At 71.5% G+C, this 16,408-nt stretch carries 15 protein-coding genes; 9 read left to right on the forward strand and 6 right to left on the reverse strand.

What is annotated here, in order from left to right; all coding sequences use genetic code 11:
* Nucleotides 1–33: 33 nt before the first annotated feature.
* Nucleotides 34–1,137, reverse strand: coding sequence for a PrpF domain-containing protein (locus BMY74_RS37430; RefSeq protein ID WP_218159873.1), 1,104 nt, complete (start codon nt 1,135–1,137; stop codon nt 34–36).
* 265 nt (nt 1,138–1,402) lie between these two features.
* Between BMY74_RS37430 and BMY74_RS37435 the strand changes: the two genes are divergently transcribed.
* Nucleotides 1,403–2,314 (forward strand): LysR family transcriptional regulator, encoded by a 912-nt coding sequence (locus BMY74_RS37435; RefSeq protein WP_089924754.1) that lies wholly within the window; start codon nt 1,403–1,405, stop codon nt 2,312–2,314.
* 45 nt (nt 2,315–2,359) lie between these two features.
* Here the strand turns inward: BMY74_RS37435 and BMY74_RS37440 are convergent, their stop codons facing one another.
* Complete coding sequence (locus BMY74_RS37440) at nt 2,360–3,157, reverse strand: PaaX family transcriptional regulator (protein WP_245786584.1); 798 nt, start codon at nt 3,155–3,157, stop codon at nt 2,360–2,362.
* 91 nt (nt 3,158–3,248) lie between these two features.
* On the opposite strand from BMY74_RS37440, the gene BMY74_RS37445 reads away from it, so the two are divergent.
* Genes BMY74_RS37445 through BMY74_RS37465 form a run of 5 tightly spaced genes read left to right on the forward strand, consistent with a single transcriptional unit; the run spans nt 3,249 to nt 8,155 of the window.
* Nucleotides 3,249–4,127, forward strand: a complete 879-nt coding sequence (locus BMY74_RS37445) for an SDR family NAD(P)-dependent oxidoreductase (RefSeq protein ID WP_089924757.1) — start codon at nt 3,249–3,251, stop codon at nt 4,125–4,127.
* The gene (locus BMY74_RS37450) at nt 4,124–4,999 is read left to right on the forward strand and encodes an amidohydrolase family protein (protein ID WP_089924761.1); all 876 of its coding nucleotides are present in this window, start codon (nt 4,124–4,126) and stop codon (nt 4,997–4,999) included. The genes BMY74_RS37445 and BMY74_RS37450 overlap by 4 nt, the downstream gene beginning before the upstream one ends.
* On the forward strand, nt 4,996–5,454 hold the full coding sequence (locus BMY74_RS37455) for a MaoC family dehydratase (RefSeq protein ID WP_089924765.1): 459 nt from the start codon (nt 4,996–4,998) through the stop codon (nt 5,452–5,454). Before BMY74_RS37450 ends, BMY74_RS37455 begins: the two co-directional genes overlap by 4 nt.
* A gap of 9 nt (nt 5,455–5,463) precedes the next feature.
* Nucleotides 5,464–6,780, forward strand: coding sequence for an MFS transporter (locus tag BMY74_RS37460; protein ID WP_089924768.1), 1,317 nt, complete (start codon nt 5,464–5,466; stop codon nt 6,778–6,780).
* On the forward strand, nt 6,719–8,155 hold the full coding sequence (locus tag BMY74_RS37465; RefSeq protein WP_089924770.1) for an acyl-CoA synthetase: 1,437 nt from the start codon (nt 6,719–6,721) through the stop codon (nt 8,153–8,155). Before BMY74_RS37460 ends, BMY74_RS37465 begins: the two co-directional genes overlap by 62 nt.
* Here BMY74_RS37465 and BMY74_RS37470 read toward each other — a convergent pair.
* Nucleotides 8,124–8,756 (reverse strand): TetR/AcrR family transcriptional regulator, encoded by a 633-nt coding sequence (locus tag BMY74_RS37470; RefSeq protein WP_089924773.1) that lies wholly within the window; start codon nt 8,754–8,756, stop codon nt 8,124–8,126. The two genes, BMY74_RS37465 and BMY74_RS37470, sit on opposite strands and share 32 nt — an antisense overlap.
* Nucleotides 8,757–8,855: 99 nt before the next feature.
* On the opposite strand from BMY74_RS37470, the gene BMY74_RS37475 reads away from it, so the two are divergent.
* Entirely contained in the window at nt 8,856–9,614 is a 759-nt protein-coding gene (locus tag BMY74_RS37475; RefSeq protein ID WP_089924776.1) for an SDR family NAD(P)-dependent oxidoreductase, read from the forward strand.
* On the opposite strand, the gene BMY74_RS37480 is transcribed toward BMY74_RS37475, so the two are convergent.
* A complete protein-coding gene (locus tag BMY74_RS37480; RefSeq protein WP_089924779.1) occupies nt 9,603–12,416 on the reverse strand; it encodes an ATP-binding protein in 2,814 nt (937 codons plus the stop codon). The genes BMY74_RS37475 and BMY74_RS37480 overlap by 12 nt on opposite strands.
* Before the next feature lie 38 nt (nt 12,417–12,454).
* On the opposite strand from BMY74_RS37480, the gene BMY74_RS37485 reads away from it, so the two are divergent.
* Complete coding sequence (locus BMY74_RS37485) at nt 12,455–13,324, forward strand: alpha/beta fold hydrolase (RefSeq protein ID WP_425434889.1); 870 nt, start codon at nt 12,455–12,457, stop codon at nt 13,322–13,324.
* A 12-nt stretch (nt 13,325–13,336) separates the two neighbouring features.
* On the opposite strand, the gene BMY74_RS37490 is transcribed toward BMY74_RS37485, so the two are convergent.
* Nucleotides 13,337–13,696, reverse strand: a complete 360-nt coding sequence (locus BMY74_RS37490) for a sunset domain-containing protein (protein WP_089924782.1) — start codon at nt 13,694–13,696, stop codon at nt 13,337–13,339.
* 9 nt (nt 13,697–13,705) lie between these two features.
* Complete coding sequence (locus BMY74_RS37495; protein WP_143091857.1) at nt 13,706–14,671, reverse strand: hypothetical protein; 966 nt, start codon at nt 14,669–14,671, stop codon at nt 13,706–13,708.
* A 368-nt stretch (nt 14,672–15,039) separates the two neighbouring features.
* Between BMY74_RS37495 and BMY74_RS37500 the strand changes: the two genes are divergently transcribed.
* Nucleotides 15,040–16,398 (forward strand): cytochrome P450, encoded by a 1,359-nt coding sequence (locus tag BMY74_RS37500; RefSeq protein ID WP_177230114.1) that lies wholly within the window; start codon nt 15,040–15,042, stop codon nt 16,396–16,398.
* The last annotated feature ends 10 nt before the right edge of the window (nt 16,399–16,408 follow it).

The raw sequence follows: 16,408 nt of genomic DNA on the forward strand, positions 1-16,408 counted from the left end.
CCCGACGCTGCCGTCCGGGCGGGACGGTACGGGTCAGGAGGCCGCGGCGGCCAGTGTCGGGAGAGAGGGCTCCAGCGGCGCGTCGTCGGGGAGCACGAGGGTCGCGTCGCCGATGCGGCGGGTGGTTCGGGTGACCCCGATCGCGAGCAGTCCGTCGCGGGTGCCGGCACGCGTGGTCACGACTCCTGCCGGGGTGTCCAGGCGCAGCACCTCCAGCTCACCGGCGGTGAAGTCGGACAGGACGGTACCCGGCGTGTGCGCGGCGGCGGTGAGTGCGACGCTGCCGGTGATGGCCAGTGCGGGGTGCGTCCGTCCCATGGACAGCATCCGCACGGTCACGTCGGAACGGTCCGGACGGCCTGGGCTGACCAGGGCGAGCTTGGGGGTGGCGCGGGCGGCCCCGGCGGGATCGCCGGCGAGACCCATGCGGACCGCGGCGCCGCGCCGAATGCGGTCCAACCGGGCCAGCAGGTCCTCCTGGGCGTCCAGGTCGGCCGGGGACGCCTCGCCGTCCACCCCGACCTCGTCCGCGGGGACGAGGACCACGGGCGCTCCGGCGTCGAGCAGCGTGACGCGCACCCCGTCCACCACGTCGACCGCGTTGCCCGTGGGCAGCAACGCCCCGGTCGTGCGGCCGGCCGGGTCGACGAACCACAGCCGCACCCCGAGGCCGGGCTGGACCACCCCGGGAATGCGGTCTCCGCCCTCCTCGGTCACCCGGCCCGAGGGCGTCGGCACGTCCACGACGATCAGCTGGCCGGTATTGGTGTTGTTGATCCGCACCGTGGTCACCTCGCCGGTGGGCACCACCCAGCCGCGCCGCAGCGCGTAGGGCCCGACGACCGCCGAGCAGTTGCCGCAGTTGCTCGTCCAGTCCACCCGCCCGTCGGCGATCCCGATCTGGGCGAACGTGTACTCGACGTCGATGCCCGGCCGATCGCTCCTGGCGAGCACGACGGCCTTGCTGGTCGTGGACGTCGCCCCGCCGACACCGTCGACCTGGCGCGGGTCAGGGCTTCCGTACAACCGCAGCAGCACCTCGTCGAGGTCGCGACCGGGCACCGCGAGCACCTCGCGCTCGAACACCCAGCACTTGCTGGTACCACCGCGCATCCAGGTCGCCGGTATCTCTCGCACAGCCACTCCTTCGCGACGGTGCAACACCGCCGTAACAACCAGGGGACGACGGCAACGGTGACTCGCACGGACCTTGAACACAATCACGGAAAACTCGACACCCGTGAAGCTTTGCTTCACGCTCAGATGCCCCGAAACAAGCGCCTGCACAGGTCGACTCGGCGAACTTCCCAGATGCACGCCTCGCTTCAGCGTGAAGCTAAGCTGCACGGAAGGTGCATATGAGTGAAGTTTCGAACCTGAGTTTTCTCGCAGAGGAGCGGCCATGTTGGACGTCCGGCGTCTGGCACTGCTCGCGGCCGTGGTGGACACGGGTTCCATGACCGCCGCCGCGGACCAGCTGGGGTACACCCCGTCGGCGGTCTCCCAGCAGCTGCGCCGGCTCGAGGTGGAGGCCGGTCAGCCGCTTCTGCACCGGCAGGCCAGAGGGGTGCGTCCCACCGAGGCGGGCGCCCTGCTGGCAGGCCACGCCCGCCACGTCCTGCGCAGGCTCAGCGCCGCCGAGGCCGACCTCGCCGAACTCGCGGGACTGCGCCGCGGCACCGTCGCTATGGGCGTGTTCCCGACCATCGCGAGCGCCCTGCTCCCCCAGGCCGTCAGCCGGTTCCGCCGCCAGCACCCCGATCTCCGCCTGGACGTGCGCAGCACCCGCTTCGACGAACTCGTCGAGCTGCTGGAGGACGGCACCGTCGGCATCGCCCTGCTGTGGGACTACGCGTGGAACCGCGTCGACGTGCCCGACATCTCCCTCACCCCGCTGCTGGACGACCCGACCGTGCTCATCGTCGCCGCCGACCACCGCCTGGCCCGCAAGCGGTTCACCACCATGTCCGACCTCGCCCACGAGGACTGGATCGTCCGCGCCCACGAGCACCCGGTGGCCGAGGTCCTCGAACGCAGCTGCCGCGCGGCCGGGTTCACCCCGAAGATCGCGTTCGAGGCCAACGACTACCAGGAGGCGCAGGCCATGGTCAGCGTCGGAGTGGGAATCGCGTTGGCGCCCAGGACCGCGGTGCGCAACCCGCACCCGGACGTCCGCGTGCTCGCGCTCGGCACGGACGTGCCGGCCCGCCGCGTTCTGCTGGCACACCGCCAGGACCGGCTCCGCGCACCGGCCGAACTCGCCCTGCACCAGCTCGTGGTCGACGTCGCCCGCGAGTACCAGACCAAGCCCTGACCTGGTTCCGCGCTCGTGGTGTGACCGGCCCGCGCTGATGGGCGTTCAGGTGCCGACCACCTCGACGGACTCGATGGCGGCGGCCGCGAGCGGGGCCGCCGTCTTCACGTAGCGCGTGGCGAGGGACTGGAACACCTGCTCCGCCTCGATCGCGGGCCAGTCGCGGTCGAGCAACTCGGCCGGAAGGTGCGGGTCCTGCCGCACGAGGTCGAGCCAGTCGGCGTGCAGCACCAGCTGGCGGGCCAGGTCGTCGGGCAACCCGTCGTCCGGCTCCCGCCAGCGCGCCAGGAAGTCCTGGTAGCGCGCGGCGATGGCCGCCGTGTCGAACGCACGCCGCGCCAGGTCCGCCGCCTCCGTCGGCTTCGCGTGCTGCGCGGTGAACACCGTGACGTTGCCGGCGAGACCGAGGCTCTCGACCACCTCGGTGACGTCACGGGTGCCGGGCGCGATCCAGAGCCCGTTCTGCACCGGGCCGAAGCCCGCCCACTGCAGTTGCGAGCGCAGGTCGTGCCGTTCGCCGCGGCGGCCCTCCGGCAGCGAGAAGCCGACGAGGGTCCACGTGCCGTCCCAGTCCCTGTTCACGGCGCCGCGCTGCCAGATCCGGCGTTCACCGTCGCGCAGCACGTCCGTCGCGCGCGGCGTGAGTCCGAAGTAGACCTTGCGGCCGTTGCGGTGCTTGGTGAGCAGCCCGCGCGAGGTCATGCGAGTCAGCGTCGAGCGCACCGCCTCCTCCGAGACGTCCACGCGCCCGAACACGTCGATGAAGCTGCCCGAGTAGACCGCGATGCCGCGGTCGAACACGTACAGGCCCAGGAAGTTGAGCATCAAGGACTGGGGTGTCACCGGCACCACGATACATGTTGGGCAGCATCTAGACGAGCGTCATGAATGTGCCCTACTTTGGTGGCGAGCCCCCACCGAGAGGACTCGCCTGATGGAGCTGTCGGGAAAGGTCGCGATCGTCACCGGCGCCGGCCGCGGACTGGGACGGGCGTACGCGGAAGCGCTGGCGCGCAACGGGGCCCGGGTCGTCGTCAACGACGTGGACGACTCCGCCGAGGAGGTCGCGGCGGGCATCGGCGGCCGGGCGGTGATCGCGCCGGTCGGGTCCGCCGAGACCGCCGACCTGCTCGTCTCCGCGGCCGTCGAGGAGTTCGGGCGGCTCGACGTGCTGGTCACCAACGCGGGCATCCTGCGCGACCGCGTGCTGTGGAAGATGAGCGACGACGACTTCGACGCCGTGATCGACGTGCACCTGCGCGGCACGTTCACCTGCGCCCGCGCGGCGGCGGTGCGGCTGCGCGAGCAGGGCACCGGTGGCAGTCTCGTGCTGGTCTCGTCCCCCGCCGGGCAGCGCGGCAACTTCGGACAGACCAACTACTCCGCCGCCAAGGCCGGGATCGCGGCCATGGCGCGGACCTGGGCGCTGGAGCTCGCCAGGTCCGGCATCGCGGTCAACGCGGTCGTCCCGGTCGCGGCCACCGAGATGACGCGGACGATCCCCGTCTTCGCGCCGTTGATCGAGGAGTCGGAACGGACCGGCGCGCCGCTGCCGTCGTGGGTGCGGCACGACGAGGGCCTCGGCACGGTCGAGGACGTGGCCGAACTGATCGTCTACCTGGCGTCGGACGCGGCGAAAGGCGTGACGGGGCAGGCGATCGGCATCGGTGGCGACCGGCTCGCGCTCTGGTCGCACCCCGCCGAGAAGCAGGTCGAGTTCTCGGATGGCGGTTGGAAGGCCGGCCAGATCGCCGAGCGGTTCGCCGAGTTCGAGCCCGAGACCTACGGGATCCCGCAGCCGGTGGCGCCGTGAACGTCGACGAGATCGTGGCCATCGACGTCCACACCCACGCCGAGATCTCGCGCGACGGGCACAGTTCGCTGAGCCCCGCGTTGCTCGAGGCGTCGGCCAAGTACTTCAAGGCGGCCCACCGGCAGCCGACGATCGCCGAGACCGCCGCGCTCTACCGCGAGCGGAGGATGGCCGCGGTGATCTTCACGGTCGACGCCGAGCACGCGACCGGTCACCCGCGCATCTCCAACGAGGAGGTGGCCGCGTCCTGCGCCGAGCACGCCGACGTGCTGATCCCGTTCGCGAGCGTCGACCCCTGGAAGGGCAGGGCGGCTCTGAGGGAGGCGCGGAAGCTCGTCGAGGAGCACGGCGTGCGGGGCTTCAAGTTCCACCCGAGCCTGCAGGACTTCTCGCCGAACGACCGGATGGCGTACCCGCTGTACGAGGTGATCGAGGAGCTCGGCGTCCCCGCCCTCTTCCACAGTGGACAGACCGGGATCGGCGCGGGCGTCCCCGGAGGCGGCGGCATCCGGCTCAAGCACTCCAACCCCATGCTCGTGGACGACGTCGCCGTCGACTTCCCGCACCTGAAGATCGTGCTCGCCCACCCCTCGTTCCCCTGGCAGGACGAGGCGCTCGCGGTGGCGACGCACAAACCGTTCGTGCACATCGACCTGTCCGGCTGGTCGCCGAAGTACTTCCCGCCGAACCTCGTCCGCTACGCCAACACCCTGTTGCAGGACAAGGTGCTGTTCGGCTCGGACCACCCCGTGATCACCCCGGACCGCTGGCTGGCGGACTTCGCGAAGCTCGACATCTCCGACGAGGTCCGCCCGAAGATCCTCAAGCACAACGCCGCCCGTCTGCTCGGACTCGTGAAGGAGGACGCGTGACCACCACCGTGAACGGAATCGCAGAGCTGAGGGCCCTGGCGGGCAGGGATCTCGGGCACACCGACTGGCTCCAGGTCGACCAGGACCGGGTCGACACGTTCGCCTCCGCCACCGACGACCACCAGTGGATCCACGTCGACCCGGAACGCGCCGCCGCCGGGCCGTTCGGCGGCACGATCGCCCACGGCTACCTGACGCTGGCGCTGCTCATCCCGCTGATGACCGAACTGCTGGAGGTCTCCGGCGTGCGGATGAGCCTCAACTACGGGCTGGACAAGGTGCGGTTCCCCGCGCCCGTGCCGGTCGGCGCCAAGATCCGGCTCCGCGGAACCGTCGCGTCCGTCGAGGACGTGCCGGGCGACGGCGTGCAGCTCACCGTCGACTTCACGGTCGAGATCGAGGGCTCCGCGAAGCCCGCTTGCGTCGCACGTGCCGTCTACCGCCACTACACATGAGGTGAAGCCATGGCGCCAACAACGCAGTTACGCCGTGCCGTTACGTCCAGCTTCCTCGGCAGTGTGATCGAGTACTACGACTTCCTGCTCTACGCCACCGCGTCCGCGATCGTGTTCAACAAGGTCTTCTTCTCCTCGCTGGACCCGCTGGTCGGCACGATCGCGAGCTTCGGCACCTTCGCCACCGGCTACCTCGCCCGCCCGCTCGGCGGTGTCCTGTTCGGACACTACGGGGACCTGCTGGGACGCAAGAAGATGCTCGTGCTCACCATGAGCCTGATGGGCGTGGCGAGCTTCCTGATCGGCCTGCTGCCCACCTACGCCCAGGTCGGCTGGCTCGCTCCCGCCGGCCTGATCCTGCTGCGGGTGCTGCAGGGCATCTCCGTCGGCGGTGAGTGGGGCGGAGCCGTGCTGATGTCGGCCGAGCACGCCACCTCGCGGCGCGGGCTGTGGGCGAGCTTCACCAACGCCGGCGCGCCGTGCGGCATGGTGCTCTCGACCGCCGCCCTGACCGGAACCGCCGCGCTCGTCGGCGAGCAGGCGTTCCTCGAGTGGGGCTGGCGGGTGCCGTTCCTGCTCAGCGTCGTGCTGCTCGGCATCGGTCTGTTCGTGCGGTTGAAGGTCGAGGAGACCCCGGTCTTCCGGGCCGGGCGCAGGCCGGGCTCCATGCCGTTGCTCGACGTGCTGCGCAACCACCCGCGCACGCTGGCGCTCGGCATCGGCGTCGGTCTCGCCGCGTTCGTCGCGCAGTCGACCCTGACGACGTTCGTGCTGGCGTACGGAGTGCAGGCGGGGGAAAGCAGGCAGATGATCCTCAACGCGCTGACGCTCTCCTCGGCGCTCGCGGTGCTCGGCATCATCGGCTGGTCGGCGGCGTCGGACAGGTTCGGGCGCAGGCCGGTCGTCCTCGCGGGCGCCGTGCTCATGGCGGCGTTCGGCTTCGCGCTGTTCCCGCTGGTGGACAACGGGTACGTCGTCATCGCACTGGTGCTCGGCCAGGCCGTGATCCACCCGATGATGTACGGGCCGCTCGCCGCGCTGTACAGCGAGCTGTTCACCACCGGCAGCCGCTACACCGGCGCCTCGCTCGGTTACCAGCTCGCGGGTCTCGGCGCCGGGTTCGCGCCGCTGATCTTCGCGCAGGTGCAGAAGTCGTCGGGCACGGGCGCGATCCCGTTCATCCTCGCGGCCTTCTGCCTGCTCACCGTCGTGTGCACGGTGGTCCTCCGGGAGACCAGCCGGACCAGCCTGACAGGAGACAGGGATGCGGAACTCGGGACTGGGCAGCTGGCCGCACCGCCGCGCACGCATGGCGCCGAAGCGTAAGGCGTTCACCTACAACGGGGTCTCGACGACGTACGACGAGCTGGCCGTCCGCACGACCCGCCTCGCGTGGCGGTTGCGGGAGCTCGGCGTGCGGCACGGCGACCGGGTCGCGTACCTCGGCCCGAACCACCCGTCGTTCGCCGAGACCATGTTCGCCGCGCACCAGCTGGGCGCGATCTTCGTGCCGCTGAACTTCCGCCTCACGCCCGCGGAGGTGAACTACCAGCTGGCCGACTGCGGCGCGCACGTCCTCGTGCACGCGCCTTCCCACGCCGCCGAGCACCCGCGCGCCGTGTCGCTCGCGGAGTACGAGGACTGGCTGCTGGGCGGCTCCGACGAACCGGTCGACGAGCCCGTCGACATCGGCGAACCCGCGCTGATCCTCTACACCTCGGGCACGACCGGCAGGCCCAAGGGCGCGGTGCTGACCCACGCCAACCTGCTGTGGAACACCTTCAACCTGATGATCGGCGTCGACCTCGCCTCCGACGAGGTCGCGCTGGTCACCGCGCCGCTGTTCCACGTCGCCGCGCTGGCCCAGACGTTGCTGCCCACCTTCGTGAAGGGTGGGCACTGCGTCATCACCTCGGGCTGGGACGTCACGGCGTGCGTGTCGTTGATCGAAGAGCACGGCGTGACGTCGATGTTCGGCGTGTCGACCATGTTCGCGGACCTGGCGTCGTCGTCGTTGTGGCACACGGCGGACCTGTCGTCGTTGCGGGTGCTGCTGTGCGGCGGGGCGGCGGTGCCGGACGCGGTGATCCGCGCCTACCAGGACCGCGGCCTGGTGTTCTGCCAGGGCTACGGCCTCACCGAGACCGCGCCGGGCGCCACGTTCCTGGAGGCTTCCGACAGCGTTCAGCGCGCGGGTTCGGCCGGTCCGTGCGTGTTCTTCGGCGATCTGAGGCTCTCGGACGTCGGTGAGGTCGAGGTGCAGGGCCCGAACGTGACCCCGGGCTACTGGAACGACCCGGTCGCCACCGCGGCGGCGTTCACCGAGGACGGCTGGTTCCGCACCGGCGACCTCGGCCGGCTCGACGACGGCCACCTGTACGTCCTCGACCGCCTCAAGGACATGTACATCTCCGGCGGCGAGAACGTCTACCCGGCCGAGGTCGAGAACGCGATCACCTCACACCCGGACGTCGCCGAGGTGGCGGTCGTCGGGGTGCCGGACCAGCGCTGGGGCGAGGTGGGACGCGCGTTCGTGCGCCCGCGCGACGGCGCCGTCGTGGACGCCGCCGGGTTGCGGGAGTTCCTGGTGCCGCGCCTGGCGAAGTACAAGATCCCCGTGCACGTCGAGGTGGTCGCCGAACTGCCGCGCACGGGGTCCGGGAAGGTCCTCAAGCCCGCGCTGCGCCGGGTGCCGTTGTGACCGCGTGACGACACAGGAGCGTCTGGACCGCCTCGTCCACCGAGTGGGCCAAGGCCTTCTCGGTGGGCGCCCAGTTCACCAGCAGCATCCGCGGCCAGAACGCGAAGTTCGAGATCATGCCGAGGAACTGCGTCGCCGTGCCGACCGGGTCGTCGACCACCAGCGTGCCGGCGTCGCGCTCGGCCACCAGGTAGTCGCGGACGGAGTCGAAGAACGGCTGCTTGCCGAGCTTGAACTGCGTCTGGCCGAGCTCGGGGAAGCGTGGCGCCTCAGCGATGACGATGCGGAACAGCGCGACCATGCCCGGCCGCGTCAGCAGCGCCACGTACCGGTCGCCGAGCACTTTGAGCCCCTTCGCGGGGTCGCCCGGCGGCGGCGTGAGCGCGCCCTCCTCCGTGCGCCAGTAGTCGGTGACGATCGCGTCGAACAGCTCGGCCTTCGTCGGGAACTGCTTGAACAGCGTCGCCTTCGAGACCCCGGCCGCGTCGGCGATGCGCGCGAGTGACGTCTTGTCGTAGCCGGACTCCAGGAACAGCGTCGTCGCGGCGTCGACGATCGCCGTCCGCTTCTGCTCCGCCAGACGCTCGTGGTAGGTCGGCACGCCCCCAGTATGCCACGAGGTGAGTCACTTGACTCACCATCGGTGTCATGTCTACCGTTCCGAGGTGAGTCACTCAACTCACCACTGGAGGAATGGACGATGGGACGCTTCGACGGACGGACGGTGCTCGTCACCGGCGCGACGAGCGGGATGGGTGCGAGCCACGTGCGGGGCTTCCACGCCGAAGGGGCGCGGGTCGTGATCGGCGCGCGGGACCTGGCGGCAGGCGAGGCGTTCGCCGCGGAACTGGGCTCGCGGGCGGTCGCCGTGCGCCTCGACGTGACGTCCGAGGCGGACTGGACCGCCGCACTGGAGGCCGCCGGGCCGATCTCGGTGCTGGTCAACAACGCGGGCGCCCAGCACCCCGCCGCGCTGATCGAGGACACCGCGCTGCAGGTCTGGGAGCGGACGCTCGCGGTGAACCTGACCGGGCAGTTCCTGGGGATCAAGCACGCCGCGGCGTCGTTGCGACAGGCCGGTGGAGGATCGATCGTGAACATCGCCTCGACCATGGGCAACGTCGGTCAGGCCTACTACGCGCCTTACGTGGCGAGCAAGTGGGCGTTGCGCGGACTGACCCGCACGGCGGCGCTCGAACTCGGCCGCGACGGGATCCGGGTGAACTCGGTGCACCCCGGTGTGGTGGCGACGCCGTTCATCACCGAACCCGTGGCGGACGGGCAGCCAGCCATCGGCGACCTCTACTCCCCCGCCCCGTTCGCCGTGCCGCGACTCGGGACGCCGCAGGAGGTCACCGCGCTCGTCCTGCACCTCGCCTCGGACGACGGGGCGTTCGCGACCGGGGCGGAGTTCGTGCTGGACGGCGGTCTGCTGCTCGGACCGGCACTAGCCGCGTAGGTACTCCTCCACCGGGCCGAACGTGAACAGCCCGGTGCCCGCCACCAGTTCTCCCTTGGCGGGCAACAGAAGTCTGTGTGCGCGCTCACGCAGTTCGTAGTCGTTCAACCTGATCGCCGCCATCGCCAGCAGGCAGGCGCGGACCTCCGTCAGGAGGTCGGCCGGTCCGTCGGGAAGTGCCCGTGCGGCTGCGAGCGCTTCGTCCGGCGGCAAGGCCAGCGGCCTGACCCAGTCGAGGTGCGGGCCCCAGTCGTCGTCCAGGTCCACTGTGGACGGCCCGTGCAGGCTGAGCAGGGCGAGCGGCAGGAGTCCGCGTTCCATGCCCCACATGCCGGTTCCCCTGACGCGCTCGGCCGCGGCCCGATAGGCGCGGTCGGCTTCGGCCTTCCTGCCCGCCGCCGCGAGTTTGAGCGCGGTGTACCACTCCGTGAAGACGCTGACGAGCGGCAGGTCGTGTTCGTGGGCCAGTTCGTCGGCGGCGGCCGCGTGCCGGTCGGCGGTGGCGAAGTCGGCGAGCGCGGACGAGGCCTGCACGAGGATCAGGTGTCCCAGGACCTCGTGGGTGACCAGGCCGTCTGCCACCTCGACGAGTTCGCGCCCGATCTCGGCTCGTTCGCGGGCGAGGCCCGTGCGGTGGAAGGTGTGCATGAAGCGGGCGTTCAGCGCGAACGCGCGCAGTTCGGGTTCGCCGAGGTCGTTCGCGATGGCCTCGGCCTCCCGCGCTTCGGGCAGGCGGGCGCCGGTGCCGCGGTCCTCCATCGCGATGGTGGCGAGCAGGCGGGCACGGGTGGCGGTCGGGCCGGGGAACGCGGGCAGGACGCGTTCGGCGGCGGCGACGAGTTCGGCGGAGTGGGCCGGGTCGTCGTTGGTGGTCCAGATGCCGGGGACGTCGAACGACCCGATCGCCTCGGCCACCTCCCGCGCACCGCCGGCGAGCCGCAGCGCCACCGACCGCTGCCTCCGCGCCTCCTCCAGGTCCCCGCTCACCGCCAGCGCCCTGGCCAGCCCGATCACCAGGTCAGCACGCTCCGTCCCGGCCGCGATCGCCGCCCTCCACCACCGCACCGCCTCACGAGGCGAGCGCGTCCCCTCCGCGGCCTCGGCCAGCGCGTGCACCGCAGCCGGACTTCGAGTCCCCGCGAGGGCGTAGTGGTGCGCAAGCGTCCGCACGTCACCAGAGCCGAGCGCCTCCGCCACCACCGCGTGCCAGCGGGCGCGTCTGGTCAGCGACACGTCCTCGTACAGGGTGTCGCGCACCAGCACGTGCGCGAACCGGGCGTGGCCGGGCGCCACCTCCACCACGAACCCCGCGGCGATCGCGGCGTCCAGCGCGTCGAGCACGTCGTGACCCGCCAGTGCGGCCAGCAGATCGACGTCGACGTCCCGGCCGAGCACGGAGGCCTGGTGCAACACGGTCCGCGCTTCGGCCGGCAACCCCGAGAGCCGGTGGCGCAGGACGTCCCGCACACCGGCCGGGACCGCGCCGAGGTCACCGCCGGACTCGACCAGCCGCACGAGTTCCTTGACGTAGAACGGATTGCCTCCGCTGCGTTCGTGGATCGCCCGCGCGTCCAGCGATCCCACCAGCGCGGCGACCGCCTCCTCGTCGAGTCCGCGGAGCTCCACCCTGACCGGTTCGGCACGAGCCAGCGCTTCCAACGGCACTGCGGTGCGCGAGGTCACCACGATCAGCACCCTGCCCGACAACCGGGCCGTCGTGAAGGCGGCCAGCACCGCCAGTGTCTCCTCGTCGGCCTGGTGCAGGTCGTCCAGCACCACCAGGACCGGCGCCGCGGACTCCACTGTGGACACCACGGCGCGGCGCAGGTGGAACCGGTCGGCCACCGGGAGTGCCGAACCCAGCGCCTCCACGACCTGCTGCCACGGCCACGCCACCGGCGCGTCCTCGGGGCAGCGCGCCCACACCGTCCGCCAGCCCTTCGCGCCGAGCACGGCGCTGAACGCCTCGGCCAGCGCCGTCTTGCCGACACCGGCCTCGCCGGTCACCACCGCGATGCCGAGCCCGGCAGCAGGTGTCGCTGATTCCAGGGCCGCCAGTTCCGAAGACCGTCCCACCAGCGGAGACCGGGGTGCGGGCGTCAGGCGGGGCGACTGGGCGAGGATGTCCGACTCCAGCGCGCGGAGCTCGGGCCCGGGGTCCACGCCCAGGTTCTCGACGAGGGCGAGACGGGCGGAACGCACCGCCTCCAGCGCGTCTCCCTGACGGCCTTCGCGGTACAGGGCGAGCGCGAGCAGGCTCCACGCCTTCTCCCGCCACGGGTGGTCGGCCAGGTGTGCTCGCAGGTCGGCGACGACCCCGGCCGCCCGTCCGACGGCCAGCGCGGCCTCGGCACGGCGTTCGACCGCCACCAGCCGCAGTTCCTCCAGCCGGTCGATCTCCGCGCGCGCCCAGTGCTCGTCGGCGAACTCGGCGTAGGCGGGACCCCGCCACAGGCTCAAGGCGCTGTCCAGCACGGACAGGTCGCCGCCGAGCATCTCCTCGAACCGCCAGGCGTCCACGTCCTCCGCCAGCAACGCGTAGCCCGCGCCCTCGGTGACCAGCAGCGTCGACGGAGTCCGGGGTGGACGGCCGGGTTCGAGGGCCTTGCGCAACGCCCCGACGAACGTCTGCACCGTGCCGAGCGCGCCGTCCGGCGGGTCCTCCCACAGGTCGGCGACGAGCGTGCGCACGGGCACCACCCGGCGGCGCGCGACCAGCAGGCGGGCCAGCACGGCGCGTTGCCGCGGGCCGCCGAGCCGGGCCGACCCGGCGGTCAGGGGGCCCAGCACCCCGAACCTCATCCGGCGCTGATCCGTTGCTGATCGGGCGGCGCCACAGTGTGCTCGTGAACCACACCGCATTCGACTACCAGCGCGTTCAGGTCTCCGGCGGCATCGAGCTGAACGTGGCCACGACCGGCGGCGGAAGCCCCGTCGTGCTCCTGCACGGCTTCCCGCAGACCCACCTCATGTGGCGGCACGTCGCCGCCGGCCTGGCGTCCGACCACACCGTGATCATGCCCGACCTGCGCGGCTACGGCGACAGCGACAAGCCCGCCGACACCGGCTCGACCTACGCCAAGCGCACCATGGCCGCCGACGTGGTCGAGGTCGCGCGGCGGCTCGGCCACGACACGTTCGCCCTGGCGGGGCACGACCGGGGCGCGCTCGTGGCGTTCCGCACGGGCCTCGACCACCCGGAGCACGTCACGCACCTCGCGTCCCTCGACGTGCTGCCGACGCTCGACATGTGGGACGTGATGCGCGGGACGTCGGCCGCCGTCGGGTTCCACCTGTTCCTGATGGCCCAGCCACCCGGTCTCGCCGAGCAGATGATCAGCGCGGTCCCGGACGCGTTCTTCGGCCACTTCCTCGACATCTGGAGCCAGAAACCGTTCCCCGGCGACGTCCGCGCCGAGTACCTGCGCGCCTCGCGGGAGGCCGTGACGTCGATCGTCGCGGACTACCGGGCGTCGGCCACGATCGACGTCGAGCACGACACCGCCGACCGGGACGCGGGCACGCGGTTGAAGATGCCGGTCACCGTGCTGCAGCAGGACTGGGGTGCCGCTCTCGGCTTCGACGCGCGGCGGCTGTGGGAGGCCTGGGCGCCCGATCTCGACCACCGCACGGTCTCCTGCGGACACTTCATGGCCGAGGAGGCGCCGGACGTGGTCACGGCGGCGATCCGCGACCTGCTGAAGCGCTGATCCCGGCCCCCGTCAGGCCCTGACGCGGCCCTTGGTCGTCCACATCCGGTACCCCGCCGACTGGGCCTCCGCCTCCGACCCGAACGTCATGTCGCCCTTCGTCCGCCGGTAGTACGGCGAGTCCGGCGTGTGGTAGACCATGGTCTTCGAGTTCCCCTTGACCGGCAACGGTTCCTTGACCGGCTTCGGCGCGGCGGGCGGCTGCTCGGAGATCACCACCTGCTCGGTGGTGGAGCGGGGCGCGGGCAGCGCCAGGCGGGCCTTGGGGCGTTCGGGCTGGAGGCGGCCGCGAACCGACAGCCACGTCACCAGCACGCCCACGGCGAACGACGCCAGGCAGAGCAGGAACATCTGCGAGAACAACCAGAGCACAGCGAACTCCTAACGGACTACGACGTCGACCTGGCGCGTGGCCGGGTCGTACTCGCCGCCGGGGGCGGGACGGGTCTCGATGGCGATCAACGCGGGTGCCACGCCCTGGCCGACGAGGACGTCGCGGACCATTTCGCCGCGCTTCACCGCCATCGCCTGGTCGGTGCCGTGGGCCACCAGGGTGATCGAGGCTCGGGGAGCCACGAGCAGCATGCGGCCGACGCGCTGGATGAGCACCGGGCCGTGGCCCTCGTAGGCGGTGGTGCCCTGCACGAACCGGATGGCGCCGTTGCCGTTGACCAGGCGGGAGATCGAGTCGTGCAGCGCCTCGACGTTGAGATCGCCCGCCGTCGTGGACGGGCCGATCTCGATGCGGTCGGTGACCTGCAGGCCGTTCGCGGCCTGCTTGACGGCGTCGCGGACCGCGGTGGCCCTCACCTCGTCCGGCACGCGGGCGGCGACCACGACCTGTCCGTTGTGGATGGTCGTGGTCACGTCCGACACCTTGGCGGACAGCGCGGCGGTGACCACGCGGCCGATCACGGCCGGCGGGATCGGCAGCAGACCGCCCTGGCGCAGGGCGGCCGTGACGCGGTGGCCGTCGGCCTGCACGGCCTCGATGAGCGCACGGCGTTCCGCGTCGTCGGCGACCGCGCCGGACACCAGGATCTCGCCACCGCGCAACGCCACGAGCAACTGCTCGGGTTCCGCCGCGCGCACGTCGGCGGTGCCGACACCGGACACGTCCGACACCACGGCGCGCACCGCGTCCACCGAGCGGGGCGCGACCTCGGTGACCACGACCGTGCGGCCGTCGACCGACACGACACCGTGGTAACCGGCCTTGCCGAGCGCTGTCCGCACGTCCGCGTGCAGCGTCCGTTCGATGCCACCGCCGTGGACGACCACGCCGGTGGCGGCGAGCAACGCGGGCACCAACAGCCCGCCGATCCAAACCGCGTGAGGCAAACGCACGGCGCAGGGGTACCGAACCTCGCCACTCGAAATCCAGCCGCTCCAGCCTTTCGGGTCGGACTTCACCCGGTCAGGTGGCCGGGTGCAGTCCGCTGCCACCACGGGTCACGGCACCCCGGACCACGCGAGCCGGCGGACCTGGGCTGGACGGGGAGCTCCGATCCCGACGAATCGGCGTACGTTGAAGATCGTGACGACGAGCTCGACCGAGCAGCGGATCCCGCGCCGGGGCGGCCGCGTGACCTTGATCACCGACTCCGCGCGACACCTGAGGAAAATCCGCTGAGGAAGTCAGAACCGGTCGCCCCGCCGACAACACAGCTGAACGCACCACGCGGGCGCTCGAAGACCTGAACGGGCCACGAGGGGTGCCGCTGCTGGGAAACCTGCCCGAACTGGCCCGCGGCGAGGCCATGAACCAGGTGCTCGAACGGTGGTGCGACCGCTTCGGGCCGACCTACCGGGTCCGGCTGGGAGGAACACCCGCGGTGGTGACCGCCGATCCGGTGCTGGTGGACACCGTGCTGCGCCAACGACCTGACGCGTTCCGGCGGCCGAGCATCATGTCGGAGGTCATCGACGAGATCGGCGGGCACGGCGTGTTCACCGCGGAGGGCGCCGAGTGGCGGCGGCTGCGGAAGATCGCGACGCAGAGCCTCAACAGCTCGTACCTGCGGCAGTACTTCTCCACGATCGCCGAGGTGACCGCCCGGATGCGGAACTCGTGGGTGAGTGCGGCGGACGCGGGCGCGTCGGTCGACGTCCTCGCCGACATGCAGCGGTACACCCTCGACGTCACCACCTGGCTGGCCACGGGCCACGACCTCAACTCGGTGGACGGCAACGACGACAGCCTGCTCAGCCGCCTGGTCGAGTTGTTCCCCGCGTTCGCCCGGCGGATCAACGCTCCCTTCCCGTACTGGCGCCACGTCAAGTTGCCGCAGGACCGGCGTCTGGATGCGACCGTCGAGGAACTGGCGGCTCTCGTACGCTTCCAGTTCGTCAAGGCCCGTGAGCGGATGGCAGGCGGCGCGGAGCCCACGAACTTCCTGGAAGCGCTGGTCCGACCGTTGGAGGACGAGCCAGCGGCCTCGGACGACGAGGTCTTGGGCAACGTCGTGACGATGCTGCTCGCCGGTGAGGACACCACCTCCTCCACGCCGGCCTGGGCCGTGCACCGCCTCAGTGCGCACCCCGAGGTGCAGGAACGGGTGGCGGCAGAGGCCGAGGCGGTCCTGGCCGACGGTCTCGCGGACCCGGCCGCGGTCGGGAGGCTGACCTACGCGCGGGCGGTCATCGACGAAGCCATGCGGCTCAACCCGGTGACACCGTTCATCGTCGTGCAGCCGAACCACGACATCACCGTGGACACCGCCGAGGGGTCTCTCCGGCTGAAGCAGGGCACTCCGGTGTTCACGCTGCTGACGTACGGATCACGCCGCGACCGGAGCCGGTTCGCCGACCACGACGAGTTCCGCCCGGAACGCTGGCTCGACGAGTCGTCCGCCCCCGCGGAGCTGCCCTACGCGCCGTTCGGCGCGGGCCCGCGCTTCTGCCCCGGCCGCAACCTGGCCCTGCTCGAGGCGACCCTGCTCATCGCGACCCTGTGCCGCGCCGTCACCATCAGGGCGCACGACGCCGACGGCCCGGTCCGGGAACGCATGGGGTTCACCGCGTTCCCCACCGGTCTCGCGGTCACCCTGCACCGACGTGAAGCCCTTGGTTGATCGACCCTTC

The organism is Lentzea albida, from assembly GCF_900111005.1.
GTDB classification, from domain to species: domain Bacteria; phylum Actinomycetota; class Actinomycetes; order Mycobacteriales; family Pseudonocardiaceae; genus Lentzea; species Lentzea albida.